Here is a 23,136-nt window from a genome sequence, read left to right as displayed (position 1 = left end):
AATGCGGCGGTTCTTCGGAGAGTCGTTCCGGGAAATGCGTCGTGAGCGTGACGCACTGAGGCGTGAGGTAGCGATGGCCAGGGAGCTTATTGTCGTTCAGGACAGGGCCTTCGACCGTCAGCAAAAGAAACTGGAACGGGCGATAGATGAAAACCTGTCCCTGAAAGAGGATCTGGCCGAGATCGAGACTCGCCTGGGTGGAATAGTCGGCGGTGAGGAGGCGGTTTGATGATCGAACGCCGGTGTTCCATCTGTGGGTCGATCATCGGGAAGGTCATGTACCTGGGGCCTAGATGCACCGATATTTGCGAGGTGTGCGGCAACAGGCTGAGAGATGGATTCGATGTAGGCAAGGACGTGGCGGGACAAATCTACCTGGGGGACGTGTCGGAGGGTCAAAAAAGAACCCGCTCGGCGGCAACCGAACGGGCGTGTATCTAAAGACAAATAAGCAAGGCAGGGAGGTCTCTACTCCCTGCCTCCAAGTATAGCACAAGCAGATATACGGAGAGGACGTGATCTTTATGGAAAGCACCACCACGCAATCGAAGCCGATCCGTCCGGAAAAGAAGGTCCGCCGAGTAGCTCGGAAGGAGCATCGCTGCGACTGGTGCGGAGGGAGTATCTACCCGGACGAGAGGTATGTCTTTCTGGAGTTTTACGTCGGGGGAATCAGAGGGAGCCGGTTCGTAGACCGGAAGTATCACGAGGATTGTTTCGAGGCGATGGAGCACGACCCGGCGGTAAAGTCCGGTCGACATCGTCGCAGAGGCCAGATCAGAGGCTGCACCGTCGAGGAGAGCTACAGGGGGTGACCATGTGGAGCGCAACATAGTAATAGACAACCGAAAGTTCTGGTTCGCCAGGGTGGACATCTCCGTACTGCTGGACGAAGGAATAGACGCCTATGCGAAAGCCACCTACGCCGTACTGTGCGCCTACGCCGGATCGGGCAGGGAATGCTTTCCCAGTGCGGAGACCCTGGCCAAAAAAGTGAAGTGCAGCAGAGACCGACTCTTCAAGAGCCTCAGGATACTGGTGGAGTTCGGAGTCCTGCAGAAGGTGACCCAGTCCAACAAATCATTCCAGACGGTCAACAAATACATCCTTACGGGAGGCGCCGATTCCACTCAGGCAGTCCGCCAAACGGACACCGAGAGTCCGTCAGAAAGACTCCCGCAGTCCGTCTCACGTACCCCCGGTGTACGCCAGGCGGACCCCCGGTGTCCGTCAGACGTACACAGAACTAGAGACATAGAACTAGAACCAAAGAACGATAAAGACATAGTGGGCAAGTCCGCCGAAGACACGGCGGGACTTCCCCTCGACCCCGTGCCCGGGGAGGAGATCGTACCCCAACCGGGGGAGACTCCGCCTCCCTGTCCCTACAGGGCCATAGCCGATCTCTGGGACGAGGTGATGGTCCCTATGGGTAAGCGAGGCGTCAGGATCCTCTCGGAGACCAGGCAGAATACCCTGAGATCCCGATGGAGAACCAAAGGCGACCCCGGAGCCCCTCCCTGGCCATGGGCCGACCTGAAAACCTGGCGGGAGTACTTTTTGTACGTCTCTCAGAGCAAGTTTCTGGTGGACGGCAGATTCTGCGACTTCGACTGGGTGATAAAGGCAACCAACTGGATCAAGATCCGGGAGGGCAAATATCACCAGGAAGGAGACTGCCGATGATCCGTCAGGCCTGCGGTCCCGATCTCGTCGGTGACCTGAGGGAAATGCTGGCCCGTAGGGGCATAGCCGTCAGGGAACGCTCCGAGGAAGAGCGGTGGAACCGGGTCGTGGACTACGTACGTAAAAGGCTGAACTACATAGGCCCCATAACCCGGGAACTCTTTCCGGAAGAACTCTGCGACTACGAAACCCTGGTCGACTGGGGAGAGCACTGCGACAGCTGTAGCAATCCGGCTAAGTGCCCTCACTACGGTTACAGGGGCGAGATCCGGATGAGAAAATACTGGAAAGGCAAACACTATGCCTCGGGCGTGTTCGTGCCCGAATACTACGGCGGGAAATGCGGTGCGTATCTGGATGCCAAGAAGGAGCGGGACAAGAAAGACGCCCCGTCGGGATCTCCCTCCGGAGGCTTCCGGTGGTGAGGGGGATGGGAGGGAGTGAAGAATGAGCACGGTAAAAGATCTATTGGAGCGTATCGCCAGTTACGTCGACAAAGACGAAAGGTGGCTAGACTCGGAGATAGAGTGTTCTGTTGACACGTCAGTCGACGGAGACGAGAAGACCTATGGCGATAGGGTATTTGGATCTTCGGTCTGTGCTATCGAACCCGTCAACGAAGGACCTAACGGTGCTCCGGTGGCTTTGACCATTTGTTTCGAGCTCGAAGAGAAGGTGCCGTAATTCCATGATCCCCGGAGTGTACGATGCCAAGGATCCCGACGAGGTGGTAGCCTGTCGGGCCCCTTGGCCCAAGAACGAATACGGAATGGGGTGCTCCTGGCGACCTGAGGGCTGTCGGGAGTGCCGCTATGCGGTGACCAGGGCTATGATAGAAGGAGAAAAAAGAACGAAGATCTGAAAATAGAGGGGGCATTCCATGAATCGAAGAGACGCCTTGACGGGAATCATAGAGTTGCTTATTCAGTTTCATCCGGAGGGTATCCCTATCCTTCTGGGTGACGTGGCGTGTCCTTCGGGGCTGGAATGGCTTCCTCTCATTGAGGCGGCGCGAGGAAATGACGACTTGGGCGTGAGGATATGCAAAGACTCGTCGGTCTCACAACTATTGGACCAGGTGGGACAGACCGACGAGCTCGACAGGACGTTGAAGGAGATCGGCTGGGATAATGTTGTCGAGGCCACCAGAGCGGTGAGGGCCTTTTCTCCTCGGGACTGGGATATGTTCGTTCTTCATCTGTCCTTCGTAACGGATTATTCCAGGCTTGGGGATAGGTCCCCCCTTCAAGCAGTTGCCGATAAATGCAGAGTGTCCCCGAAGACGGTATCCCGTCGCCGTCAGGAGATCCCGGAGCAGATAGCCCGGCTGGCTTCGATGAGGTTTCAACAGGCCTTGCACTGGTGAAGAAGAAAAGTGCCGATTTTGTCCCTACTAATGGCCCCACTAAGGGGGGTACTGTGTCCCCGATAAGGTAGGTGCTAATTCTTGAGAGGTTGGTATAATTGTATTGTGACATGATAAGACATGAGCCCGGGAGTGCAGGCCCGGGATTTCCCGATAAGCCCCGACGCCCCAGCGCCGGGGCATCTTTCCTATTGATCATAGTTGAACTATGCCGTGACTTTAAGGTGTAGATTCAAAGCCGTCAGGACGGCGAGAAGGGTCTGCAATGTGGGGTTGCCTTTATCGCTTAGGCTTCGATAGAGCTGTTCTCTGGATAGTCCGGTCTTTTTGGCTATTTCACCCATGCCCTTGGATCTGGCTACTACGCCGAGGGCTTGAGCTATGTAGCCCGGGTCGTTCGTCTCGAAAGCGTCTTCGAGGAAGATCTCTATAGCCTCTATGTCGTCGAGTTGCTCGGCGAAATCATAATCATAGAGTTTCTCAGTCATGTTCGTTCACCTCCAGATTTTTGGCTATTTCCTTAGCCTGCTTTATGTCCTGTCTCTGACTGGATTTATCTCCGCCACACAAGAGGATGATCAGGGTTTCTCCTCTTTGTTTGAAGTAGACCCGATAACCAGGACCATAGTGGATTCTCAATTCGGAGATTCCTTCGCCTACCGGGTGACAATCACCGAGGAGTCCGTTTGCTACCCGGAAGAGCCTAGCCGTTATCGTCTTTTGGGCTCGTCTGTCTTTCAGATCGGCCTCCCATTTTTTGTATGTCTCGGTCTGCGTTATCTTTATCATGTCTGCATTGTAATTTATAAACTACAGAGATGCAAGCTTCGGTCCTTCTGGACCGGGGCTTTTTTTATGCCTTGGAATAGGAGGGGTTAGCTATGTACGTTATCTGGTGTCGCAAAGAGGGGCGGGGCGGGTTGCGTGTCGGTGTCTCCGACGCCAGGTATCCCATTCCCTACATGGCGGATCCCATCACCATCGTCGAACCCTGTGACGTGCGCCTCATGAAGCGGTGGCTCAGGCGCAGGGCGAAGAAGGGATGGAGCCTCGAGCGGTTGAGAAGGTCTTGCGAGGGATGAGGAGGGAGCGGGATTGAAATACACGAGTCCCTTCCGAGGCAGGAGGCAGATCAACCGGATGAAGCGGGCCATTCTTGAAAGGCCGGGGAGATTCAGCCGGGAGGCGGCTTTGAGGGATTACGCCCTTTTCGTCTTCGGGATCAATTCGGCCCTCCGGATCGGAGATCTGCTCGACCTCAAGGTGGACGACGTCCTGGCCGGTAGAAGCTGTCGTCTCAGGATAGAGGAGGAAATAAGGCTTCGGGAGGGAAAGACCGGTAACATCCGGACGTTCCCCCTCGTAGACAAAAGCCGGGAGGCCTTAAAGGACTATCTGCGCTACAGGAAGGATCTCAGGGGCTTGGCTAGAGACGAGCCCCTATGGGCCGCCGTCCGCCGGAAGGGAGAGGAGATGCGGGCCATATCGAGGATGCAGGTCTACCGGATGCTGAACGATGCGGCGGTACGAGCCAACGAGGCATCGCCTCCGGCGGAGCGGATCAACCTTCGAACCACGTCCATCGGCTGCCACTCCATGAGGAAGACCCTGGGGTACATGCTCTATTACGAGGGTGATTCGGTGCCTCTGGCGGATATCCAGACCATGTACGGCCACTCGTCGGAGAAGGTTACTCTGCGTTATCTGGGCATCACGAAAGAGATAACGGACGGCCACTACAGGGCCTTGAACCTGTGATTGATTTGGCTTCATAATGCCACACCTTAAATCAATCATGGAGTCGAGCTCGTCTTGTCTGGTCCTCGATCGGGCCGTAGGGGTTAAACATCGGGGTTTTCGGGGCTCATTAGCGCCGAATCGAAGAAAAGAATCCGGTGTTTGCAAGGCTTCCCGGCGTCGGAGGGTTAATAATGAGATGGTCTGAAACGGTCGTTTTTAATCATTTTTCGACTATCTTCGAGAAAAAGCCCGTTTCCGAGTTTAATAATCTTCCGCTCGAAGGCTATCCAAGCCGGTAGTGGGGCGGTTTTCCAAAAGAGGTTGTTCTACGTTACTCCCTGTCATTGAGTTACGCTGTAGAGAATCCCGAAGAGGCCTATTTCGCCCGATTCGAGAAGCCGTGAGCCCGGTAATCGCAAAGGGAAAACGTTACGGGTCCTTCCTGGGGGGTGGGGGCCTCAGGGGTCGGTTGCACCGATGGAAAAATCTCGATTAAAATACGAAATTGGGGTTAAGGGTTAAGCATCAAATATCAATAACTATAGAACATTAAACGCCGAAATGGGGTGGAAACTAGAGTTTACTTAGGGGGTGATCCGCCTGGCGAAGCCCAACATCAAGGTCGAGGGCGACAGGATAATGCTCTCCACCAAAAGATGCGCCGCCTTTTTCGGGGTGACCTCCAAGACGATGTCCGAGTGGAAGAGGTCCGGCTGTCCTCAGGCCGGTAGGGGGTGGTGGGATCCTGAGGAGGTTTATAGGTGGCGGTGCGGACTGGAGACCGACAGCCCCGACAACGACGGTAACTGGCAGGCGGTAAAGCTGAAAGCCGAGGCCGAATATCGCAAGGCGAAGGCGGCTCAGGAGGAGATCCGTCTTAAGGTTCTGGAGGGGCGGTACATTCCGTTCGAGCAGGTTGAGGATGCCTGGGCCGATCGCCTGGTGATCTGCCGGACCAACATGTTCGGCTGGGTCAATACTCTGCCTCCTCTGCTGGAGGGCATGTCTCGGACGGAGATGGAGAAGATTCTGGGAGAGGAGATCCGGATTATCTGGGAGGGGTATTCGAGAGACGGCCCCTTCACACCGGCGGGCAAGAAGGAAAAGGAGGTGGTTCGTTGATCGTGCCTTGGACATTCGCGGAACTTGCGGCCTGCAAGCCTCCGGAAAGGATGACCGTAAGCGAGTGGGCGGACCGTTATCGTATCCTGACTCCCAGGCTTGCCGCCAAGCCCGGACCGTGGAGGACTTCCTACATGCCCTATCTCAAGGGGATCATGGATGCCTGGAACGAGCCGGGAGTGGAGGAGATCGTTCTGTGCAAGGGAGCTCAGGCGGGGGCGTCGGAGGCGGCGAACAACTGTCTGGGTTACACGGCCTGTCAGGATCCCGGGGCGGCTCTGGTGGTGTATCCCACCGAGGACATAGCGGAATGGGCCAGCGAAAACCGGCTTCAGGACATGATAAAAACCAGCAACGTATTCAATGGGATCTTTCGGGAGAGGGAGTCGGATCGTCTGGAGCTTCAGTTTCGGGGAATGTATATAGCTCTCACCGGAGCGAACAGCCCCGCCGCTCTCTCCGCCATGCCTATGAGATACATAATCTTCGACGAGATCGACAAGTATCCGAGGTATTCGGGTCGGGAGGCTAATCCGCTGAAGCTGGGGAAGGAGAGGACCAAGACTTTTCCCAACCGAAAGCTGATGTACATATCCACTCCGACCCTGGAGACCGGGAACATCTGGCGGCTTTTGCAGAGGTGCGACGTCGTCTATCGGTACGAGGTTCCCTGTCCTCGTTGCGGGGAGCTCCTCTCCTTCTCCTTCAAGGATGTGTCGTGGCCCGAGGATCTCACGGAAGCCCTCAGGAAGGAGGACGATCCCACCGCCAGACAGAAGATAATTCGCCAGGTGGAGGATCGGGCGTGGTATCGCTGTCCTCACTGTGAAGGAAGGATAGAGGATCGGGACAAGTCTTTTATGCTGGGCGAAGGCAGATGGGTTTCGGAAGGAGTCGAGCCGGGGAAAATCCGTCGGATAGGTTTCCACTGGAACTCGATATATTCTCCTCAGATTTCGTTCGGTGCCGTGGCTTCGGAGTTCCTTCGGTCGAAAGACAGTCCGGAGGATCTTATGAACTTCATAAACTCCTGGCTGGCCGAGCCCTTCAGGGAGTCGGTGGCCAAGGCGGAGCCGGAGAAGGTTCTGGAGGCTTCCGGAAATTATTCCCGAGGAGAGGTGCCGGACGAGGCTGTGGCCATTACCGCCGGAGTGGACGTCCAGAAGTCGGAGGCCTATTACGTGGTTCGTGCCTGGGGGCCTGGGCTTACGTCCTGGCTTATCGAGTATGGCCGGTTCGACACCTGGAACGAGACGGACCTGCAAGACGGTTTGAGGGCCCATATAGTGGAGCCGGTCTATCGTTTCGGCGACGGTCGTCTGTGTCAGATCGGCTACTGCCTTGTCGACTGCGGCTACAGGACCGACGAGGTTTACGACGCCTGCGTGGTGTACGGCGATGTTCTGGGTCCGGTCAAGGGGGCCTCTCGCAGGATGGACGGTTATTACCGCCGTCACGTGGTGGACCGCAAGGGCCGGAAAGACGGCCTCACCATGCTGGAGGCGAATACGTCTCTGTTGAAGGATTTCATTTTCGGACGTATGACGAAGGAGCCCGGAACTAGAGGGTCGTGGTCGCTTTTCAGAGACTGCCCGAGAGGATACGCCGAGCAGATAGCGTCGGAACACAAGGTGATGGTGACGGATGCCAGGACAGGTTCCAGTCATCACGAGTGGAAGAAGATCTCCGGACACGCCGCTAACCACCTTCTGGACTGCGAGGTTTATGCGACTCTGGCGGCAAGGATGCTCAACCTGCACTACATGCCGACGGAGGAGGAGCGGGAGGCCATGAGGCCGTCGTCTTCTTCCGTGGATTCCGCCGAAGGTGCGGGATGGCTGAAGGGCGGCGGTTCGGGATGGTGGAAAGGGAGGTGATCTAATGACCCTGACGGAAGAACTGGCCATGTACGAAAAGGCCGAGGCCGAGATACTGGAGGGAGGACAGGCCTTCGAGGATAACGGATTGAAGATAGACAGGGCCAACTTGTCCCACATACAGAAACGGATAAAGGAGCTTCGGGGCATGTTGGCCATGGAAGAGGGAGGAGGTCCTCATGTCGTGGTTTGGTAAGGCGGGTTACGTGCTGGACCGGGCCGTGGGACTGGTGTCTCCCGGAGCCGGTGCCAGACGTATGGACGACAGGGCCAAGATGGAGGCCCGATGGGATAAACGCAACTACGACGCCGCCAGGATAGACCGCTACGGAAGCGGTTGGGTGGCGGTGAATAAAAGGCCGGACGAAACCGACCGAGTCTACAGGGATAGGATAAGGGCTCGGGCGAGAGACCTCGAACGGAACAACGGAATAGCTCAGAGCGTTCTGCTTGCGATGGAGCGTCACGTCGTAGGCACGGGGCTACGGCCTCAGGCTAAAATCCTCGATGCCGACGGAACGGAGAACGAAAAGCTGAACCGGGAGATAGAGGCCCTGTGGGAGGTGTGGGCGAAGCCGAAGAACTGCGACATAACCGGCCACGACGGGTTTTACGGTCTTCAGCGGATGATGGTTCGCCGTATGGTTACGGACGGAGAGATATACCCGATTCTCACGGCTCCGGAGGACGGATTCATTCCGCTGCAGATACAGATGATGGAGGCCGACGCCCTTGCGACCTGGATGCCCCGGGCGAAGGATAAGCGGATAGTTTCGGGAGTGGAGGTCAACGAGTACTGGCGTCCTCTGGCCTATTGGTTCTACAGGGACGACATGGAGACGTCCTCTTTCGGCAGAACCACCGAGGCGGTGAGAGTGGATGCCGGGCGGGTGTTGCCGATGTTCGTAAAGACCAGACCTCAGGCGGTGAGGGGTATAAGCCAGTTCGCCCATGTCATGGGCAATATCAGAGACTCGGGAGAGTACATGGATGCCGAACTGATGGCGGCCAGGATAGCGGCGTGCTTCGCCGCCTTCATAAAGACGGGAAGCGGGAACACTCCGTCGATAGGAAGAAACGCCACGGTCCAGGACGCCCTGGGCAGGGATAAGAACGTAACCAGACTCGAGCCGGGAATAGTGAATACCCTTCCGGACGGGGCGGATGTGGAGTTCGCCAACCCGACCCATCCCAACACCGGAGCCTCGGACTTCGTGGCTTTGCAGCAGAGACTGATAGGAGCGGGAACGGGGCAGAGCTACGAGGTGGTGAGCAGGGACGTGAGCCGAACGAACTACAGCTCGGCCAGGGCCGCATCCCTCGAGGACGAGGAAGGATACAAGGTGCTGAGGCAGTTCATGGTCGAGAGGGTCCTCGAACCTCTATGGGAGGCCTTCGTCTGTGCCTGCGTTCTGTCCGGAAAGCTGAACATACGGGATTATTTCCAGCGTCCCGATGTGTACAACCGGTGCCGGTGGGTTCCTCCCGGAAGACAGTGGGTGGATCCACTCAAAGAGGTATCGGCTATCACGAAGGAGATGGAGGCCGGAATAACAACCCTTCAGGATGTATGTGCCTCCAAGGGCAAGGATTGGAGGGAGGTGTTGGAGCAGATATCGCGAGAGAGGGAGTATATGACGTCCCTTAATCTCGGAGGTCTTGCCGGATCTTCCGGGATAGGGCAGGAGGCTCTTTCGTTGATGGCTCTGGATAACGGGAAAGGAGAGTGATTGCGTGACCGGTTTTAGAGGTGAGAGGGCTGGAACCTACTACAGGGATGTCCCTGTAGACGGGACCTACTACAGGGAGATAGCCGGAGTTGAAACCAAGGGCACTGAGAGCTCCAGAACGGTGGAGCTCTCTTTTTCGTCCGAGTCTCCGGTTTCTCGCTGGGGAGAGGTGGAATATCTATCCCACGATCAGGGTGCCGTCGATTTGAAACGATTGGAGGAAATGGGAGTCCTACTCTGGAATCACAAATCCGACGTTCCAATCGGTTCGATAGAGAAGGTCTGGATAGATGAATCTTCCAGGAAGGGGCGGGCACTAGTCCGATTCGACGACGACGAGGAAAGCGACAGGATCTACAGAAAGGTTCTGGCCGGATCTCTCAAGAGCGTATCGGTGGGCTACAGGGTGGAGAACTGGGAAAAGGTTCCGGCCGGTGGTACGTCCAGCAACGGTCGTTTTGCCGGGCCCTGTTACGTGGGTACCAGATGGGAAGGACTGGAGATTTCCATCGTGTCGGTTCCCGCCGATCCGTCGGTGGGGGTGGGACGGAGTGTCGATGAAAAAGGAGGAGATGACGGAGTGAAAAGAAATTTGTCTTTGCCCGGCGACGAAGCCGGGAACGGTGCGGCCCCGGAGGCTAAGAGAAGCGACCTCGCCGGGAACGATGGGAGGGAGGAGAACCGGTCCGCTGCGGACGACCTCCGAAACGGCGAAAGAGGCAACCCTTCTTCAGGGGAAACCGTAGTCCGGGCTATCAGGGCCGAGCGGGAGAGGGTATCGGAGATCCAGGAGATGGGAAGATCCTTCGATATCGATCTTGGCGAATTCATCCGTTCCGGTGCGGAACTCGACACGGTGAGAGCCGAGGTCATGAAAAAGCTCAAGGAGACGCGGCAGGCAATCTCCGTTCCCTGCAGGGTGACGGAGGACGAGAAGGAGAAATTCCGTTCCGCCGCCAGAGATGCGCTCCTGATCCGCGGCGGTCTGCCCGTAGAGGATCCTGCCGCCGGATCCATGGATCTGAGAGGCTACAGGCTGGAGAGAATGGCCGAGGAATGTCTGACCCGGATGGGCGAGCGGGTCGGGGGAAATCCTATGGAGATGATAGGCCGCGCCCTGACCACCTCGGACCTTCCCGTCATCCTGGGAAGCGTTGCGAACGTCTCTCTTATGGAAGGGTGGGGCGTTCAGGAGGAGAGCTATCTTAAATGGATGGACGACTCCGGCGTCGTGACCGATTTCAAGGAACATACCGGGGCGAGGGCCGGAGAGGTGGACGATCTGCTTCCTCTGCCGGAGTCCGGAGAGTACAAGAGCGGATCCATGGGCGAGGAGTCGGAGGCCTGGAAGATAGGGACCTTCGGCCGTATGTTCTCCATATCCAGACAGTCGATCGTAAACGACGCACTGGGCGTACTGACCGATATTCCCCGGAAGATGGGCGAGGCCGCCAGGCGCAAGGTGGCCGACGTGGGCTACCAGGCTTTTCTGGATAACCCCAAGATGGGCGACAAGAAGGATCTTTTCTGTACCCATCACGGAAACCTTCAGCCTGCGGCGGCTTTCAGCTTCACCGATTTCGAGGCCACTTTGACGGCGCTAAGTCTTATGGTGCAGGCCATGAAGCGGCAGACGGACCTTTCCGGAAAGAGGCGGCTGAACATCATTCCCAAGTTCCTGGTGGTGCCGGTGGCTCTGGAGCTTGCGGCCAGGAGGTTCCTCAAACAGACCGAAACTCCTCTGTCGGTGGACACCTCGGCGAACAAAGCCAACGGAGGAGGAGCCAACCCCTACGCCGGAGCCTTCGAGCTCGTGTCCGATCCCAGATTGGACGACGTGAGCGAGACCGCTTTCTACATGGCCGCCGAGAAGGGCAAGACGGTAAAGTTGTTCTTCCTGAACGGGATCAAGGAACCCTATCTGGAACAGCAGCAGGGATGGAACGTGGACGGAACGAGCTACAAGGTGCGAATAGACGTGGGAGCCAAGGCCATGGACTGGCGCGGTTTCCAGAAGAACCCCGGGGCGTAGGCTTCGGGGTTTTCTTTCATAAGGAGGCGATTCGTGTGAGAACTTACGTGGAGATAGGCGGCAGGATGGATTACACGCCGACCGAGGATGTGTCCGTAGACGATGTGGTCGTTTTGGGGGGAAGGATCGGAGTGGCCACTACCGATATACCGGCTGGGAAAACGGGAGTTTTGGCCGTGGTGGGGGTGTTCCGGCTGCCCGCCGTGACGGGGACGGCCTTTGCTCCCGGAGAGGCTCTTTACTGGGACGCCTCTGCCGGAAGCCTGACCAGGGACGGTACGGACGACAAACCCCTGGCGGGGTACGCCTGGACTCCGAAGGCGGCTTCGGCCAACTTTGGAGAGGTGAAGATCGACTGATGGGATCTTTTCGGGATCACCTGACATCTACGGTAGAAGCCCTGTTCAAAGGTGATTGGGCCGACACGGTGGTCTATAACGGCAGCGAGATCCGGGCGATCATCCGCAAGGGCAGGACCGCAACCGACGGAACGGGCTTCGGGTCGGACGGTTCCTCCACGGAAGGAACTTTGAGGATAAGACTTTCCGATGTGGATCCCTGCGAAGGAGACGAGGTCCTCGAGGCCGACGGAAAGGTCTGGTCGGTGGTTAGAGAGATCTCCCGTTCCATGACGACGGCTCTGCTGGAGATCCGGACGGATCGGTCGTTTCTGTAATGGGGAGGTGATCCTATGTCCGTCACAGTTTCCTGGAAGGATATGGCCACTCCATGGGTGGAGGACGTTATCAGGGAGTTTCCCGAATTTCGCCGGAGGGCCTTGAAGTCTGTCGGGTGGATGATGCAGAAGGAGATAAAAAAAGGCATAGAGAGCGGCGCTCCCGGAGGAAGACGCTACGCTCCTCTGTCCGGCGTAGCCCGCGGCGTCAAGGCGAAATCGAAACTCAGGGTCATGAAAAAAAAGAAGGTAAGAAGCGGACCTCTCGGCAAGCTTCGAAAGGCCGTGGGCTATCAGTATAAAGACGACGGCTCCCTGACCGTGGGGTGGCTCTCGAAGAGCGCCGTATATCTGGGGTCTATGCAGGAAAAGGGACGGCGTCTTCCGGTTACCGAAAAGATGCGGCGGTTCTGGTGGTCCGGAGCCAGAGCCAAAAAATGGCCCAAGGTGCTGAAAAAAGGCGTACGTCTTCGGAAAGAGACGAGGGAGATAATCCTACCCGCCAGGCCGACCATAGGTCCTATGAGGGCGGTTCTGGTTCCCAGAATTCCGGGATATTTCGTGAAGAAGATCGACGGTTACATGGAGGACGATATGAAGAGGTCCACGAAAAAGAGCAAGAGAAAATACAGAGTTTACGGAAGCTGGTGGTGACGAGGTGAGATTGACTCAGGTAATGATGGAGATAAGAGACTCCATAGCCCGGTCCGAAGAGGTCCGGGCTTTCTGTTTGGACCGTTTCGGCAGAGAGCCGACCGTGATGGCCGGATATAACGCCCGGCGTCCTCCCGGAAACGACGAGCTTCCTGCGATCGTGGTCGCTCCCGACAGGAGCGATTTCGATGGAGTCGGTCGTGGAGAACACAAGATAGATCTCATGTGGGCGGTGCTGAACGACGGAGGAGAGGAGCGGGACGGCAACAAGATCACGTTCCCCGGCTTTCTGAAGGTGGACGAACTGGGCGAGCTGGTGCTGTCCTCCCTGGAGGCGGTGGGGAGCGAGTACAGAATAACCTACACCGGATACGATCTCTTCAGCTCCGATCAGTCTCCCGCCTTCGTGGGGGAGATGGAGCTGACGGTTACGGAATGGTGAGAGAGGGGCGATAGGAATGGCGAACGTAAGGAATTCCAACGATATAGTTCTGGGATCCGGTCGCATGTTCGTCGACGGCGAGGATGTCGGTCAGCTGAAGGACGATCTGACCTTCGAGCACGGAAAGGAGATGTACGAGCTGAAAGCCGGGTTCCCGGCGACGGTGGTCCTTTCTGCTCTGGTCAGTGAGGAGCTGACCCTGAGCTTCAATCTGCTGGAGACGAACCTGGATATGGTCTGCCGTCTGATGCCGGAGTACGATCCGGTAACAGAAAACGCCGGAACCGCCACCGTCGCCGACGAGCTTGTGACGCTGTTCGATTCCGTCCATACCATGCTCGGCAAGGGCAGGGTGGAGGGGGACGCCACGGTAACCACTGTGGATGGCACGGCTTTGACCGAGGGAGTGGACTATTACCTGGACCGGTTGAACGGAACCATCTACAGAGTGCCCGACTCCGCCAAGATAGCCGACGGCGACGACGTCAAGGCGAGCTACACGTATAAGACCTACGAAAGCAAAGGGTTCGGTGTCGGCGGCGGAACCTCGACGGACAAGACTTTCCGGGTCGATTTCTATCACAAGCGCAGAGACGGAAAGTATCGTCACGTCCGGATATGGAAGGGCAAGGTGAAGGGTAACTTCTCCATGGCGTTCAAGGAGGCTTCCGAGTCGCCTCTGGCCGTGGAGGTTACGGCAATAGCGGACAGCACGAAACCGGCGGGGCGTCAGCTTATGACGGTTATGGATGTGCCGGCGGAGGCGGTCCCTGGAGGGGGCTGGTAATGCGCCATTTCCCCGAGCCTGCCCGGTTGGTCGTTACCATAGGCGGGCGGCCTCATAAACTGCGGTATCTGACGAGGGCGGACGTTTCCGCCCTCGTCGTGTCCATAAGGGAGCTGTGCGACGGCGAGATTCCCGAAGACGGCAGAGAGGCCATGGATGCCTTGCTTGCAGAACGGAGGGTTCTGGACCCTATATTGATGGATGCCTTCCCTACGGCGGATTCCATTCCGGCGGAGGATGCCGATGTGAAGTCCGGTCTATTGGCCATAGTCTGGGAGGTCAACAAGGTGCCGGATATATTGGAGGATCTCAAGACTCACGGTGAGGACGGAGCGGACGACTCGGAGGGGGATCCTCTGGCATGGCCGAAGTTCTGCCTTCATATGAGGCGTAACTTCGGAATAGACGAGGAGACCATGTTCCATCGCTGGACCTACTGGCAGTTCGTGGGCTTTATCGAGGCCGCACAAGAAATCCTGGACCCCGACGACGAGCGGGGCAAGGGAAAGCGACGGACGATAGAGGACCTGGTGAAGGACGGGGTTAGGGGGATGTAGAAAAGAGATTGAACGAGATGATCGACGTGGCTATGGTGGGGTAGAAGTTGATCAATGTTGACTAAAGTCATCAAGGGCCATCGTCGAGATGATGGCCCTTGGTAATGTGCGTTTAAAGCAGAGCGGATATTCCTTTTGATTCCAAGACGTTCAGGAGTTTTCTGGCCGCCCCTGCCGGTTTTTTCGCTCCGGTTTCCCACTTTTGTAGAGTAGATAGACTGACGTTAAGGAGAAAAGCTAAGTTTTTTTGACTTAGATCGTACAAAGAACGAATATGTTTGATGTTCTCCGGAGAATAGTTGGGAACCTTCGGGAGACACATTACGTCGAAGTTTTGCATCTGGTTTTCGGAAAAGCTCCCCGCTTCGTACAGGTCACGAGCTGTTTCGTGCATTTCTTCAAGTATACGGCTCATTTTGACGACACCTCCTTCAATGCGCCATTTCTAGTAGCTAAAGATAGTTTTTGATTTGTCAGAGACAACAACCCTTTTGCCATTTCCTGAAAGGACTCCAGTTCTTTCGAGGATATGTTTGAACGCTCGTTCTTGTTAAATCCATAAATGAAGAACCAGCTATTCTCCTGCTTGGTTGCGACTATCGTTCTTGCGCTACCCCTTTTCCCTTGCCCCGGGAGAGGAATCCTTTTTTTGCAGATGTATCCTCCAAGGTCCGCATCGATTAGACCGGATTCCATCTCTTTTACGGCGGCTATGATGCTGTCGTTGTTGATGCGATTTTTGGACATCCAACGATAAAATGCCTTTGTTATAAATATCCGGTTCATGCTAGTATAGTAGCACTAAGTGCTACTATACGCAACGAAGCTTATTCTCTCGTTCAAAAAGTCGTCCCTCAGGGGCGGCTTTTTTATTTCTCTCCGGAGGTGATCTTTTGTCCAAGCGGGACGTACAGATAAACGTAGGGGCTCGTGTAGATCAGGCCGTGAGCGCCTTCGACAGATTGCAGAAAACCCTCTATCTGAACGGTCACCGCCTGGAGACCTACGGCCAGTCGGTAGGGAAGGTTTTCGATCCGGCTATGAAGGGACTGGTGGCGGCAGGCCTTGCGGCCAAAGCCGCCGCCGCTGGAACCGGATTGGCCGCTTTCTCGGTGGCTCAGGACCTCGAGGAGGCCATGGCGGTCGTAGCCCAGAAAACCGGAGAAGGCGAAGAGGCCCTGAAAGAATACGAGGACATAGTCAGAAGGCTTTTCAGGGAAAACCCGGTGTCCGGATACGGAGAGGTGGCCCAGGCTCTGGCAGCTGTTCGGGTGGCGACCGGGGCCGCCGGTGAGGCTCTGGAGAAACTGACCCAGCAGTATCTGTCCCTGTCGGACGTCACCGGAGTGGATCTCAACAACGCGGTTCGTCTGGGGTCCAGGCTCTTCGGGGACTGGTCGATCTCGACGGATAAACAGACCGAGGCGCTGGATGCGCTGTTCGTTGCGTCCAGATCGACGGGGGCTTCCATAGAAAACCTGGCGGAGAAGGCCGTTACCTATGGAACCAAGTTCAGGCAGCTGGGTTTCTCCCTGGAGGAGGCTCTCGGGTTGTTGGGCAAGTGGGAAAAGGAAGGGGTCAGCACCGAAAAGGCCCTGTCCGGTCTTGGCCAGGCGATAACGAACATGACCCGAAGCGGTGTCCGGAACCTGGTTCAGGGATGGAAGGACCTTACGAATAGCATAAAAAACGCCACCACCGAAGGAGATGCCATAAACAAGGCCGTGAAATACTTCGGCGCCGATGCAGGTCCGGACATGGCGGCGGCTATCAGGGAGAACCGCTTCGAGCTCGGAGCGTTGGTGGAGGTCTTATCGAAGGCCGAGGGAGCGATCGAAACGGCCGACGAGGAAACATCTACGTTGATAGAGTCTCTTCAGTCACTTAGAAATACCGCGAAAGACAAGCTCCTTGAGCCGTTGGGAGACGAGGTGTCTCGATATGTCGCCCACGTTGCCGAACTGCTGGAGGTTCTCGTCGAATGGGCGGACGAGAACCAGGTGCTTAAGGGCTCGGTTGATGCCTTCTTCGAAGGATTGGGGTTAGGCAATATACAAGTGGAAGAGTTCAAAGAGGCGTTGGAGAAGGTCGATGTCGCCTCCTTCACCGATCAGTGCGAGACCTTCGGCAAGATGTTGAAGGCGATCTATCGATCGCTTAAGACCATAGCCGACATGATCCCCTGGGACCTCCTGATAGAACACGCCGATAGCCTGACCAAGATCATAATATACGGGTGGGCCTCCGGTAAGGTTTTGTCCATAGCCGGAGGAGTTCTAAGCCTTGCGGGATCTTTTGGCGACTTGGCCGATATGATGGAAAAGTTCAACAAGGTGGCGACTTTTATCGAGGGTACTTCCATCGCTAAGTGGCTTATAAAAAGCGGAGCGGCATTATCGGAGACGGTCAACAAGTTGGGCGACAGTGGACGACTGTCTCGCTGGGCCAAGGACTTTCGCAACGAGATACGGGCGTTGATCAAGTACAAGGGAGCTTGGTTCTACGAGCTTAAGCTCGCTCTTGGCGGTGCCGGGGCGAATATAGGCCTAGATATGGGGCTTGAGGATCTGGAAGGGTTCGAAGAGGCCTTGAAGGGAGATAAAGAGGCCCTCGAAAGTCTGCCTGAACCGATTCAGGAATGGATAGAGAAGAACAATAAAACGAGTGCATCGCTAAAGGAAACCTCCAAGGCCGTCGAGGATTTGGACGATAAGATCAAAAACGTATCGGATGATATGAAAAAGCTTGAAGAGGACCCGTTTTCTCTAGCTAGTCTATTCGATGATGAAGAGCTTTTTGATAATCCCGACGATCTCCTCGCCAGGTGGGTTAGCGATAAGCCGATCAGAAAGATAGATTTAGCCATCTCGGACCTTAAGGAACGTGTAGAGGAGATAAAAGCCGGCGGCAAAGAGGCGATGGAAACATTGGGAGTCTCCGCCGAAGAGGCCGATGCCGTGATGAGAGACTCCATATTGAAGGCGGTAGAGGAGATAAAGAAGTCTCTTGCCGACGAGGATCCTTATATGGCCACCGCTTTCGTATCCGCCATGGAGAAGATGGGAACGGAGGGGGGAGACGCTCTTATGGCCTCCATAGCCGGGGCCATGGGCAAGGGGCAGGATTCCATCGTAAAGATTCTGACCGGGGCCATTCAGGACGGCTTTATAAAAGGCCCCGCTCTGACAGAGGCCATGAAGCTCATTCAGAAGAAGACGGACGAGCTCGTCAAAAAAACCGGAGATCAGATAGAAAAAGAATATGCCGGTATGAAATTCAGCTCCGCCTTGATGGGAGATCTGAAAGCCTACCACGCCAAGCTGGAGCTTTCCAACCTGGGGGTTCAAAGCAGAATGCCGAATTTCTCCGGCAAGGGCGGATTCGGCGAAACGGTCAACAAGGTTTCCGCCCCTATATCTATACAGATAGGCACGGTCAACGTAAAACGTCCGGAGGATGCGGACAAGACCGGTCGGGAGATCGGCCGGGGGATAGTCAAGTCCTTCGATCTGGGGTACTGAGGAGGGGGTTTTCATGAGCTACGACCCGGTGGCCAACTACGAACTTACGGACATAGAGGAGATCCCCCACGGCGAGATGGTGGTCACAGCCTCGGGGGAGACTGTTTTCGTCCGTCGCCCCGGCGGCAGGGTCCGTTTCAGGGCCACCTTTCAGGGGCATTTCACCTCTCACCCTGCGGGGTTTTTCACGGTCGGCGAGGTCTTCTCCCATCAGGGAATAGAGTACGTGGTGGAGCAGATAAAGCTGTCGGGGCTTCACCGGATAAAGGCAGTCGACGGGGAGTTTTTCGACGGTCGGTCCTACGAGATACAGGCTTTGTCCTCCAGGGCCTACGATGGAAGCCTGGCTATAGACGAACCGATGGCGGGGGAGTAGCCCATGGATAGCGTATGGACAAGTCTGCATATTAGCGGCGGGGAACCGCCTCTCTGTCTGGCTGTCAGCCTGAACGGAGAGCCCGAGACGGCGGTGGCCAACGTTACGAGGCAGGAGACCCACGATGTTTTGACCCTGGAGGTGGAGCCCCGGACTATTCTGTTGTATCTGGAGACTTTGCAGGTCGGCAAGGTCGGCTTGTGTCGTCCGGCGTTTCGATTCGGATCTCTCACGAATGCCGGTAAGCTGACCAGATTGGACGTGTCCTTTAGGGGGCTACGATCGGAGGATATGCAGGTTTTTCGTCCACTCCGCTGGATGTTGTGGCCAGTGGAGGCGGACGCCAGCGTATCGCCTCGGTGGGTGGTGGACCGTCCGGTATTCGGAGAGACCGGACGACTCTGCGACTGGGAGGACCTTTTCATCTCTGGGGCCATGAGATGGACCTCGGAACTCTCCGCCGTCCTTTCCAGAGGCGAGGCGGCGTCGGTGGATCTCTCGGGCGTCCCTGCCTGGGTGTCGGGGCTTCCGGCGTCGGCCCACATGATAAGGCCCTGGGCGGATGTGAACGGCGTGGCTCGGACTACCAGAGAGATTCCGGTGTCGATACATCCATCTGGCGGAGTGGTCTACGGATGGGTCGGATATCTGCCGATGTGGTCGGTTTTCCTGCCGGTCGAGGGCTCCTCCGGCGGAGATCCCATGATCGCGGTGACATCGAGGACCAGGCGGTCGGACGTCGCCGAGGCGGAAGTCGTTTTGGAGGTGAAGTAGTGCGGGAAATACAGGCCCCGGCCCTGCCGGATGGATATGTGGAGTTTTCCTATAGAAGAGAATTACGGGCCCTCATAGGGACATGGCAGGGAAAGGTACTGTTGCCTGCGGGGAGCCCTCCGGAGCTTGGTGGATCTTGGACGGTCCCGGAGATCATGGAAAACGGGCTGGTGTCCCGGGCGGATAAACTGGGGGACGCCGAGGACGGACGGGTGTTGTGGTCTCTATCCGGCTATGATGCGGGGTTCCGGCTCATGAAAAGCCCTTTGCTGCCTCACCAGATAAAAGGATCCAGTCTCGGAGATGTCTTGTCCGAGCTGGCGGAGGGGTGCGGGTTGAAAGCGGATGTAACTCTGGACAGAGACGTCCCGGTGGACGCCCGACACCTGGTTTCGGGCCAGACGGCGGCGAACGCCGTTTTGGATCTCGCCACCCTCGGGGGGGCCGTAGCCTACATGGTTCAGGACGGAACCCTGAAAGTAGCTCCGCCCCGGCCTTGTAAAACCTATCCCTGCAAGGGGTTGAACCTGGACGACGTACAGGCCCGGGATCTGGATCTCGACGGGTATGCCTCCGGCGTGGTGGTTATCCTGGGACGCCGGGGAGACGCTTCCGGTGACGAAGACGGTCCCGGAGGCGGCTATTATGGGACGACTCCCTCCGGATCGTTGAAGCGGGTCTCGAAGCGAGGGACCACCTCTTTGCCGGGTGGAACCTTGTCTTGGAGCTATACCCTCTTGTCGCCTATAAACGTGGTCGAATCCTACGAGGCGACTTTGTTTCTTCCCGGAGCCGGTATCAGAAAAAGTATCGTGTCGAACTACTCCTACGACGTGGAGTCCTCCGTGGTAAGGGTAGGCGACCAGGAACAGCGGCTGTGGAGATTCTGTCTCGTCGAGGCCGGAAGCGTCGAGGACACCGCCGTCGATGCGGTCTATTACGATCATGCCACGGGCGGATTAGCTACCGAGACGGTCGAGCACGTCATGGAGTATCAGGTGAGACGATCCTACGACATGGACAAAACCCACATATTAAAGGAAGTCGTGGAGATCAATTCGTATGATCCCGACAGGCGAAGAAACGACGTACCTTACACCCACAAGACCGAGCGGGCCTGGACGTGGGACGACGATCACGGATACAGAGGACTTACCGAGAGGGAATGGAGCTATGAGGAAAGAGACGTCGGAGAGGCGGACCTGGTGACGGGGTCGGACGGGAACCCTCTTACCTGGGTGGGGAGCGACGGCCAGACCAGGTACATACAGCTTCCGGCCTATCAGACCACCACGATGATAAAGAGGGAGCGGCAGAGACAGATAGACGAGGTTTTCGACGACGACGGTAAATGCGTCACCCGTATAGAGAGGACGACCGACGACAATGGATTGGCGGATATGCTGGAGAGAGGGCTTTTCGGCGACCTTTACGATCCTGCGAACTCCAGGGCCGGGGAGGCCCTGGCTCAGATGAAAACGCTACTGCAAGACGGCTCTATGAGGATAATTCAGGTTCCAGGAGGATCCTCCATCTCGGAGGAGGTCGGAACGCTGTCTCAGCCCGGAAGGAGATACAGGAAAAAGACGTCGGGCGAGGACGGTGGAAACCGCTATATCGACGGGATCTGGTCGGAAGAGACCTGCCCGTTTTTGTGTAGCGACGGAACCTGCGGGGTCGTAGAGTCTCCCTCGGCGGTCTCCGCTCCCGGGACGTCGAGGCCGAAGCCTTCGGGATGGGACGGAAGCGGCGTCGAGACGGTAGACGGGCCGGTCCACTCGACGGGGATCTCAGAGTCGGATTCGGAGGATTACATCGAAGGTGATCCCTGCGGCTATCTGGATAACGGAAAAACTCCGGGGTACGAAAGGTGTTCCAGGTACAAGGCTTTCCGCCATCTGGCGGGGTCTACCTCCGGAACCTCTCCGGTGTCTCCGGCGGTGGGAATGTCCGGAGGAGGAAGTATATGGACGGAGAAGGAGCTGTACATAGACGAGCACCTCTCGGAGGATCGAGCCAGGTCGATAGCCCAGACCATCGCGGATAACATCCTGTCGGTCAAGAAGGTAAGCAGGGGGATAGTGGAAACGGTCACGGTACCCCTGGATATGAGGGTTCATCCGGACGGAGGGGTGATGGCGGTGGAACACAGTTTCGATAAGCTACAAACCTCCATATCCTTCCGGCCTTCGGACACCACTCCGCCGGAGTATCTGATGTTGCTCAACTCCGGGTCCACCGCCGCCAACGTCTACGCCAGGGAGAGTATCGGCAAGGGCAGAAGCGCCTTCGGGCGGGTGGTGGACGTCCGGCCGGACAGGGCTCTGGTCATACTGGGCGGTCGTCCGGTCAGCTGTACCTCCTCCATACGGATCAAGAGAGGAGACAACGCCCTGGTCTTTCTTCCTCCCGGGAGCGTCTCCAGCGGCGTGATTCAGGCGGTGATGAAATGACGAAAGCGAGAGTCTACACGGGGCCGGTCGGGCGGTTGTCCGGCCATGTGTTGGGCAGGGTCCCCTTCGCCGTACCGGAGACGGTTAAAATCCGTCTCCTCGATAGGGAGGCCGGGAAGCCGGACGAATCCGGAGAATTGATCGAGGTATCGGGGAACGGGCGGATCTGGCTTTTCGAGAGCGGTGTATATATATGGAATCGAGAAGAGGGGGTAGGCGAGGGCCTGTCCCCTCTTTCTTTATGCGACGAGGCGGTCCTGTCTGGGTACGACTGGGCTCTGGTCTCCGGCGGCCTGGTCGTGGACGGGGCTTTCGTCTCCGTGGAGATGCCCTGCCCGATGCCCGACGCCGATAACTCCGGCTGGTGGCTGGACCGGTGCGACGATAGCGACACGGCTCCGTTCGTTCCATCTCTCTCCTCTGTTGAGTCGGTTTTCTTCGGCCGGTGGTGCTATACGCCTTTGAGTTTGGCCTACTGCTGGGAGCGGGAGGAGTACCGCAAACTTCGAGAGGCGGCAGACAACTCCAAAGGTCTGGAACGGGCGGCACTTGTCGCCAGGCTGATGGAAGTGGAGCGGTTCGAGATCGGAGATATTGCCGGTCCCTCCGGGGTTTACGGCATGACCTGGTACGACTGCGACCCCGCCGTGGAAGCCGAGATGACAGAGCCTTCCTTCGGCGGGCTGTGGCTGGACGGAGGCGTCTTGTATGGGTCCGGGAACAAGTCGGCTGGGAGGGCCTTGCTGGTGCCTACTTCCTTCGACTCCGACGGCACCTGTCTGGGGTTGTCGGTGGTCCATAGCGGAGAGCTCCAAGGGCAAGAACCGGGACAGGTTATCCCGGTACGAGGCGGAGCTGTCCATGTAGCGGCGGGAGAGGGGGATCCTAGGGGTCGACTGTTGCCGGTCCGTGGTCCTTATGCTCTCCATCTATGGGGGGAGGAAACGAGGCTATATGAGATCGAGGAGGGCTTTCTATCTCCCCGATGGGGTTATCTGGCCCTCCCCGGGGTTCTTTCTCTGGACGGGAAAGTCTCTCTCTGGTGCCCGTACGGAGAAATCCCTTCGAGACTGGGAGGAGCGGCAAAGACCATGGAGCGATGGTGTTTCCCCGGAGAAGCGGAACCGGTCGATGCGGCGGGGCCTTTCCTGATCGCCGAGGGCTTCGATGGGGCGGTTATCACGGATATGCGTACCATGCGGCGGCACATAGTCCCGGAGGTGGGAGATATCCGGGCTTCGGATGAACATTGCTTCGTCCGGTCCCATTCGGCTAACGAGGAGGTCTGCCTTGAAAGTAGCTCCCCGGTGGAGACGGTAGGCGAGGGGGGAGAGCGTTTTTCC

29 protein-coding genes and 1 pseudogene are annotated in these 23,136 nt (G+C 57.0%); 26 read left to right on the top strand and 4 right to left on the bottom strand.

All coding sequences use genetic code 11. The features are described from left to right. The first annotated feature begins 1 nt into the window (after position 1). From L2W48_RS10120 to L2W48_RS10085, 8 genes are all read left to right on the top strand, one after another. Positions 2-229 carry a hypothetical protein gene (locus L2W48_RS10120; protein ID WP_236099794.1) on the top strand — a complete coding sequence of 76 codons (228 nt, stop codon included), beginning with the start codon at positions 2-4 and terminating at the stop codon, positions 227-229. Next, on the top strand, positions 229-441 hold the full coding sequence (locus L2W48_RS10115; protein ID WP_236099795.1) for a hypothetical protein: 213 nt from the start codon (positions 229-231) through the stop codon (positions 439-441). Before L2W48_RS10120 ends, L2W48_RS10115 begins: the two co-directional genes overlap by 1 nt. A gap of 83 nt (positions 442-524) precedes the next feature. Next, positions 525-815 carry a hypothetical protein gene (locus L2W48_RS10110; RefSeq protein WP_236099796.1) on the top strand — a complete coding sequence of 97 codons (291 nt, stop codon included), beginning with the start codon at positions 525-527 and terminating at the stop codon, positions 813-815. Positions 816-819: 4 nt separating this feature from the next. Next, the gene (locus L2W48_RS10105; RefSeq protein WP_236099797.1) at positions 820-1,686 is read left to right on the top strand and encodes a helix-turn-helix domain-containing protein; all 867 of its coding nucleotides are present in this window, start codon (positions 820-822) and stop codon (positions 1,684-1,686) included. After that, a complete protein-coding gene (locus L2W48_RS10100; RefSeq protein ID WP_236099798.1) occupies positions 1,683-2,111 on the top strand; it encodes a hypothetical protein in 429 nt (142 codons plus the stop codon). Before L2W48_RS10105 ends, L2W48_RS10100 begins: the two co-directional genes overlap by 4 nt. Positions 2,112-2,133: 22 nt before the next feature. Beyond that, entirely contained in the window at positions 2,134-2,370 is a 237-nt protein-coding gene (locus tag L2W48_RS10095; RefSeq protein WP_236099799.1) for a hypothetical protein, read from the top strand. 4 nt (positions 2,371-2,374) lie between these two features. Then, positions 2,375-2,548 (top strand): hypothetical protein, encoded by a 174-nt coding sequence (locus tag L2W48_RS10090; protein WP_236099800.1) that lies wholly within the window; start codon positions 2,375-2,377, stop codon positions 2,546-2,548. Between the two features lie 18 nt (positions 2,549-2,566). Beyond that, positions 2,567-3,052, top strand: coding sequence for a hypothetical protein (locus L2W48_RS10085; protein WP_236099801.1), 486 nt, complete (start codon positions 2,567-2,569; stop codon positions 3,050-3,052). Positions 3,053-3,258: 206 nt separating this feature from the next. Here the strand turns inward: L2W48_RS10085 and L2W48_RS10080 are convergent, their stop codons facing one another. Both L2W48_RS10080 and L2W48_RS10075 read right to left on the bottom strand, forming a co-directional pair. After that, on the bottom strand, positions 3,259-3,540 hold the full coding sequence (locus L2W48_RS10080; RefSeq protein WP_005659055.1) for an addiction module antidote protein: 282 nt from the start codon (positions 3,538-3,540) through the stop codon (positions 3,259-3,261). Next, positions 3,533-3,841, bottom strand: a complete 309-nt coding sequence (locus L2W48_RS10075; RefSeq protein ID WP_236099802.1) for a type II toxin-antitoxin system RelE/ParE family toxin — start codon at positions 3,839-3,841, stop codon at positions 3,533-3,535. Before L2W48_RS10075 ends, L2W48_RS10080 begins: the two co-directional genes overlap by 8 nt. A 92-nt stretch (positions 3,842-3,933) precedes the next feature. Here L2W48_RS10075 and L2W48_RS10070 point away from each other — a divergent pair, with 92 nt between their 5' ends. The 13 genes from L2W48_RS10070 to L2W48_RS10010 all read left to right on the top strand — a co-directional run bounded on the left by L2W48_RS10070 (position 3,934) and on the right by L2W48_RS10010 (position 14,669). Next, positions 3,934-4,134: a hypothetical protein gene (locus L2W48_RS10070; RefSeq protein ID WP_236099803.1), complete on the top strand. Its 201-nt coding sequence runs from the start codon at positions 3,934-3,936 to the stop codon at positions 4,132-4,134. A gap of 13 nt (positions 4,135-4,147) precedes the next feature. Next, positions 4,148-4,810, top strand: coding sequence for a tyrosine-type recombinase/integrase (locus L2W48_RS10065; protein ID WP_156775053.1), 663 nt, complete (start codon positions 4,148-4,150; stop codon positions 4,808-4,810). A gap of 573 nt (positions 4,811-5,383) precedes the next feature. Further along, the gene (locus tag L2W48_RS10060; RefSeq protein ID WP_236099804.1) at positions 5,384-5,914 is read left to right on the top strand and encodes a terminase small subunit; all 531 of its coding nucleotides are present in this window, start codon (positions 5,384-5,386) and stop codon (positions 5,912-5,914) included. A 2-nt stretch (positions 5,915-5,916) separates the two neighbouring features. Next, positions 5,917-7,791, top strand: a complete 1,875-nt coding sequence (locus L2W48_RS10055; protein WP_236099819.1) for a terminase gpA endonuclease subunit — start codon at positions 5,917-5,919, stop codon at positions 7,789-7,791. 4 nt (positions 7,792-7,795) lie between these two features. After that, on the top strand, positions 7,796-7,987 hold the full coding sequence (locus L2W48_RS10050; protein WP_236099805.1) for a DUF6148 family protein: 192 nt from the start codon (positions 7,796-7,798) through the stop codon (positions 7,985-7,987). Then, positions 7,971-9,521, top strand: coding sequence for a phage portal protein (locus L2W48_RS10045; protein WP_236099806.1), 1,551 nt, complete (start codon positions 7,971-7,973; stop codon positions 9,519-9,521). The genes L2W48_RS10050 and L2W48_RS10045 overlap by 17 nt, the downstream gene beginning before the upstream one ends. Before the next feature lie 4 nt (positions 9,522-9,525). Beyond that, entirely contained in the window at positions 9,526-11,553 is a 2,028-nt protein-coding gene (locus tag L2W48_RS10040) for a prohead protease/major capsid protein fusion protein (RefSeq protein ID WP_236099807.1), read from the top strand. Positions 11,554-11,588: 35 nt separating this feature from the next. Next, positions 11,589-11,912 carry a DUF2190 family protein gene (locus tag L2W48_RS10035; RefSeq protein ID WP_236099808.1) on the top strand — a complete coding sequence of 108 codons (324 nt, stop codon included), beginning with the start codon at positions 11,589-11,591 and terminating at the stop codon, positions 11,910-11,912. After that, positions 11,912-12,229, top strand: coding sequence for a head-tail joining protein (locus L2W48_RS10030; RefSeq protein WP_236099809.1), 318 nt, complete (start codon positions 11,912-11,914; stop codon positions 12,227-12,229). The genes L2W48_RS10035 and L2W48_RS10030 overlap by 1 nt, the downstream gene beginning before the upstream one ends. 15 nt (positions 12,230-12,244) lie before the next feature. Beyond that, complete coding sequence (locus tag L2W48_RS10025; RefSeq protein ID WP_236099810.1) at positions 12,245-12,883, top strand: hypothetical protein; 639 nt, start codon at positions 12,245-12,247, stop codon at positions 12,881-12,883. 4 nt (positions 12,884-12,887) lie between these two features. After that, positions 12,888-13,325: a hypothetical protein gene (locus L2W48_RS10020; protein ID WP_236099811.1), complete on the top strand. Its 438-nt coding sequence runs from the start codon at positions 12,888-12,890 to the stop codon at positions 13,323-13,325. Positions 13,326-13,341: 16 nt separating this feature from the next. Continuing rightward, positions 13,342-14,112 carry a hypothetical protein gene (locus tag L2W48_RS10015; protein ID WP_236099812.1) on the top strand — a complete coding sequence of 257 codons (771 nt, stop codon included), beginning with the start codon at positions 13,342-13,344 and terminating at the stop codon, positions 14,110-14,112. Further along, positions 14,112-14,669: a hypothetical protein gene (locus L2W48_RS10010; protein ID WP_236099813.1), complete on the top strand. Its 558-nt coding sequence runs from the start codon at positions 14,112-14,114 to the stop codon at positions 14,667-14,669. The genes L2W48_RS10015 and L2W48_RS10010 overlap by 1 nt, the downstream gene beginning before the upstream one ends. Positions 14,670-14,781: 112 nt before the next feature. On the opposite strand, the gene L2W48_RS10005 is transcribed toward L2W48_RS10010, so the two are convergent. Beyond that, positions 14,782-15,084, bottom strand: a complete 303-nt coding sequence (locus L2W48_RS10005; RefSeq protein ID WP_236099814.1) for a helix-turn-helix domain-containing protein — start codon at positions 15,082-15,084, stop codon at positions 14,782-14,784. Further along, entirely contained in the window at positions 15,081-15,455 is a 375-nt protein-coding gene (locus L2W48_RS10000; protein ID WP_268906547.1) for a type II toxin-antitoxin system RelE/ParE family toxin, read from the bottom strand. The genes L2W48_RS10005 and L2W48_RS10000 overlap by 4 nt, the downstream gene beginning before the upstream one ends. A 107-nt stretch (positions 15,456-15,562) precedes the next feature. Here L2W48_RS10000 and L2W48_RS09995 point away from each other — a divergent pair, with 107 nt between their 5' ends. From L2W48_RS09995 to L2W48_RS09975, 5 genes and pseudogenes are all read left to right on the top strand, one after another. Then, entirely contained in the window at positions 15,563-18,190 is a 2,628-nt protein-coding gene (locus L2W48_RS09995; protein ID WP_236099816.1) for a phage tail tape measure protein, read from the top strand. 13 nt (positions 18,191-18,203) lie between these two features. Further along, entirely contained in the window at positions 18,204-18,566 is a 363-nt protein-coding gene (locus tag L2W48_RS09990; RefSeq protein WP_236099817.1) for a hypothetical protein, read from the top strand. 3 nt (positions 18,567-18,569) lie between these two features. Beyond that, positions 18,570-19,340 (top strand): hypothetical protein, encoded by a 771-nt coding sequence (locus L2W48_RS09985; protein ID WP_236116546.1) that lies wholly within the window; start codon positions 18,570-18,572, stop codon positions 19,338-19,340. After that, positions 19,340-21,793 carry a hypothetical protein gene (locus L2W48_RS09980; RefSeq protein ID WP_236116545.1) on the top strand — a complete coding sequence of 818 codons (2,454 nt, stop codon included), beginning with the start codon at positions 19,340-19,342 and terminating at the stop codon, positions 21,791-21,793. The genes L2W48_RS09985 and L2W48_RS09980 overlap by 1 nt, the downstream gene beginning before the upstream one ends. Then, a pseudogene (locus L2W48_RS09975) lies at positions 21,790-23,136 on the top strand (hypothetical protein); the annotation flags it as partial. The gene L2W48_RS09980 and the pseudogene L2W48_RS09975, both read left to right, overlap by 4 nt.

Source organism: Dethiosulfovibrio russensis, from assembly GCF_021568855.1.
Classification (GTDB): Bacteria; Synergistota; Synergistia; order Synergistales; family Dethiosulfovibrionaceae; genus Dethiosulfovibrio; species Dethiosulfovibrio russensis.
This window is presented reverse-complemented; position numbering and strand designations above follow the sequence as displayed.

What these genes read in the sequence shown, in the direction of transcription:
- L2W48_RS10120 (WP_236099794.1), top strand. Translation starts at nt 2, where the DNA reads ATGCGGCGGTTCTTCGGAGAGTCGTTCCGGGAAATGCGTCGTGAGCGT.
- L2W48_RS10115 (WP_236099795.1), top strand. Translation starts at nt 229, where the DNA reads ATGATCGAACGCCGGTGTTCCATCTGTGGGTCGATCATCGGGAAGGTC.
- L2W48_RS10110 (WP_236099796.1), top strand. Translation starts at nt 525, where the DNA reads ATGGAAAGCACCACCACGCAATCGAAGCCGATCCGTCCGGAAAAGAAG.
- L2W48_RS10100 (WP_236099798.1), top strand. Translation starts at nt 1,683, where the DNA reads ATGATCCGTCAGGCCTGCGGTCCCGATCTCGTCGGTGACCTGAGGGAA.
- L2W48_RS10095 (WP_236099799.1), top strand. Translation starts at nt 2,134, where the DNA reads ATGAGCACGGTAAAAGATCTATTGGAGCGTATCGCCAGTTACGTCGAC.
- L2W48_RS10090 (WP_236099800.1), top strand. Translation starts at nt 2,375, where the DNA reads ATGATCCCCGGAGTGTACGATGCCAAGGATCCCGACGAGGTGGTAGCC.
- L2W48_RS10085 (WP_236099801.1), top strand. Translation starts at nt 2,567, where the DNA reads ATGAATCGAAGAGACGCCTTGACGGGAATCATAGAGTTGCTTATTCAG.
- L2W48_RS10080 (WP_005659055.1), bottom strand. Translation starts at nt 3,540, where the DNA reads ATGACTGAGAAACTCTATGATTATGATTTCGCCGAGCAACTCGACGAC.
- L2W48_RS10075 (WP_236099802.1), bottom strand. Translation starts at nt 3,841, where the DNA reads ATGATAAAGATAACGCAGACCGAGACATACAAAAAATGGGAGGCCGAT.
- L2W48_RS10070 (WP_236099803.1), top strand. Translation starts at nt 3,934, where the DNA reads ATGTACGTTATCTGGTGTCGCAAAGAGGGGCGGGGCGGGTTGCGTGTC.
- L2W48_RS10050 (WP_236099805.1), top strand. Translation starts at nt 7,796, where the DNA reads ATGACCCTGACGGAAGAACTGGCCATGTACGAAAAGGCCGAGGCCGAG.
- L2W48_RS10045 (WP_236099806.1), top strand. Translation starts at nt 7,971, where the DNA reads ATGTCGTGGTTTGGTAAGGCGGGTTACGTGCTGGACCGGGCCGTGGGA.
- L2W48_RS10030 (WP_236099809.1), top strand. Translation starts at nt 11,912, where the DNA reads ATGGGATCTTTTCGGGATCACCTGACATCTACGGTAGAAGCCCTGTTC.
- L2W48_RS10025 (WP_236099810.1), top strand. Translation starts at nt 12,245, where the DNA reads ATGTCCGTCACAGTTTCCTGGAAGGATATGGCCACTCCATGGGTGGAG.
- L2W48_RS10015 (WP_236099812.1), top strand. Translation starts at nt 13,342, where the DNA reads ATGGCGAACGTAAGGAATTCCAACGATATAGTTCTGGGATCCGGTCGC.
- L2W48_RS10010 (WP_236099813.1), top strand. Translation starts at nt 14,112, where the DNA reads ATGCGCCATTTCCCCGAGCCTGCCCGGTTGGTCGTTACCATAGGCGGG.
- L2W48_RS10005 (WP_236099814.1), bottom strand. Translation starts at nt 15,084, where the DNA reads ATGAGCCGTATACTTGAAGAAATGCACGAAACAGCTCGTGACCTGTAC.
- L2W48_RS10000 (WP_268906547.1), bottom strand. Translation starts at nt 15,455, where the DNA reads ATGAACCGGATATTTATAACAAAGGCATTTTATCGTTGGATGTCCAAA.
- L2W48_RS09990 (WP_236099817.1), top strand. Translation starts at nt 18,204, where the DNA reads ATGAGCTACGACCCGGTGGCCAACTACGAACTTACGGACATAGAGGAG.
- L2W48_RS09985 (WP_236116546.1), top strand. Translation starts at nt 18,570, where the DNA reads ATGGATAGCGTATGGACAAGTCTGCATATTAGCGGCGGGGAACCGCCT.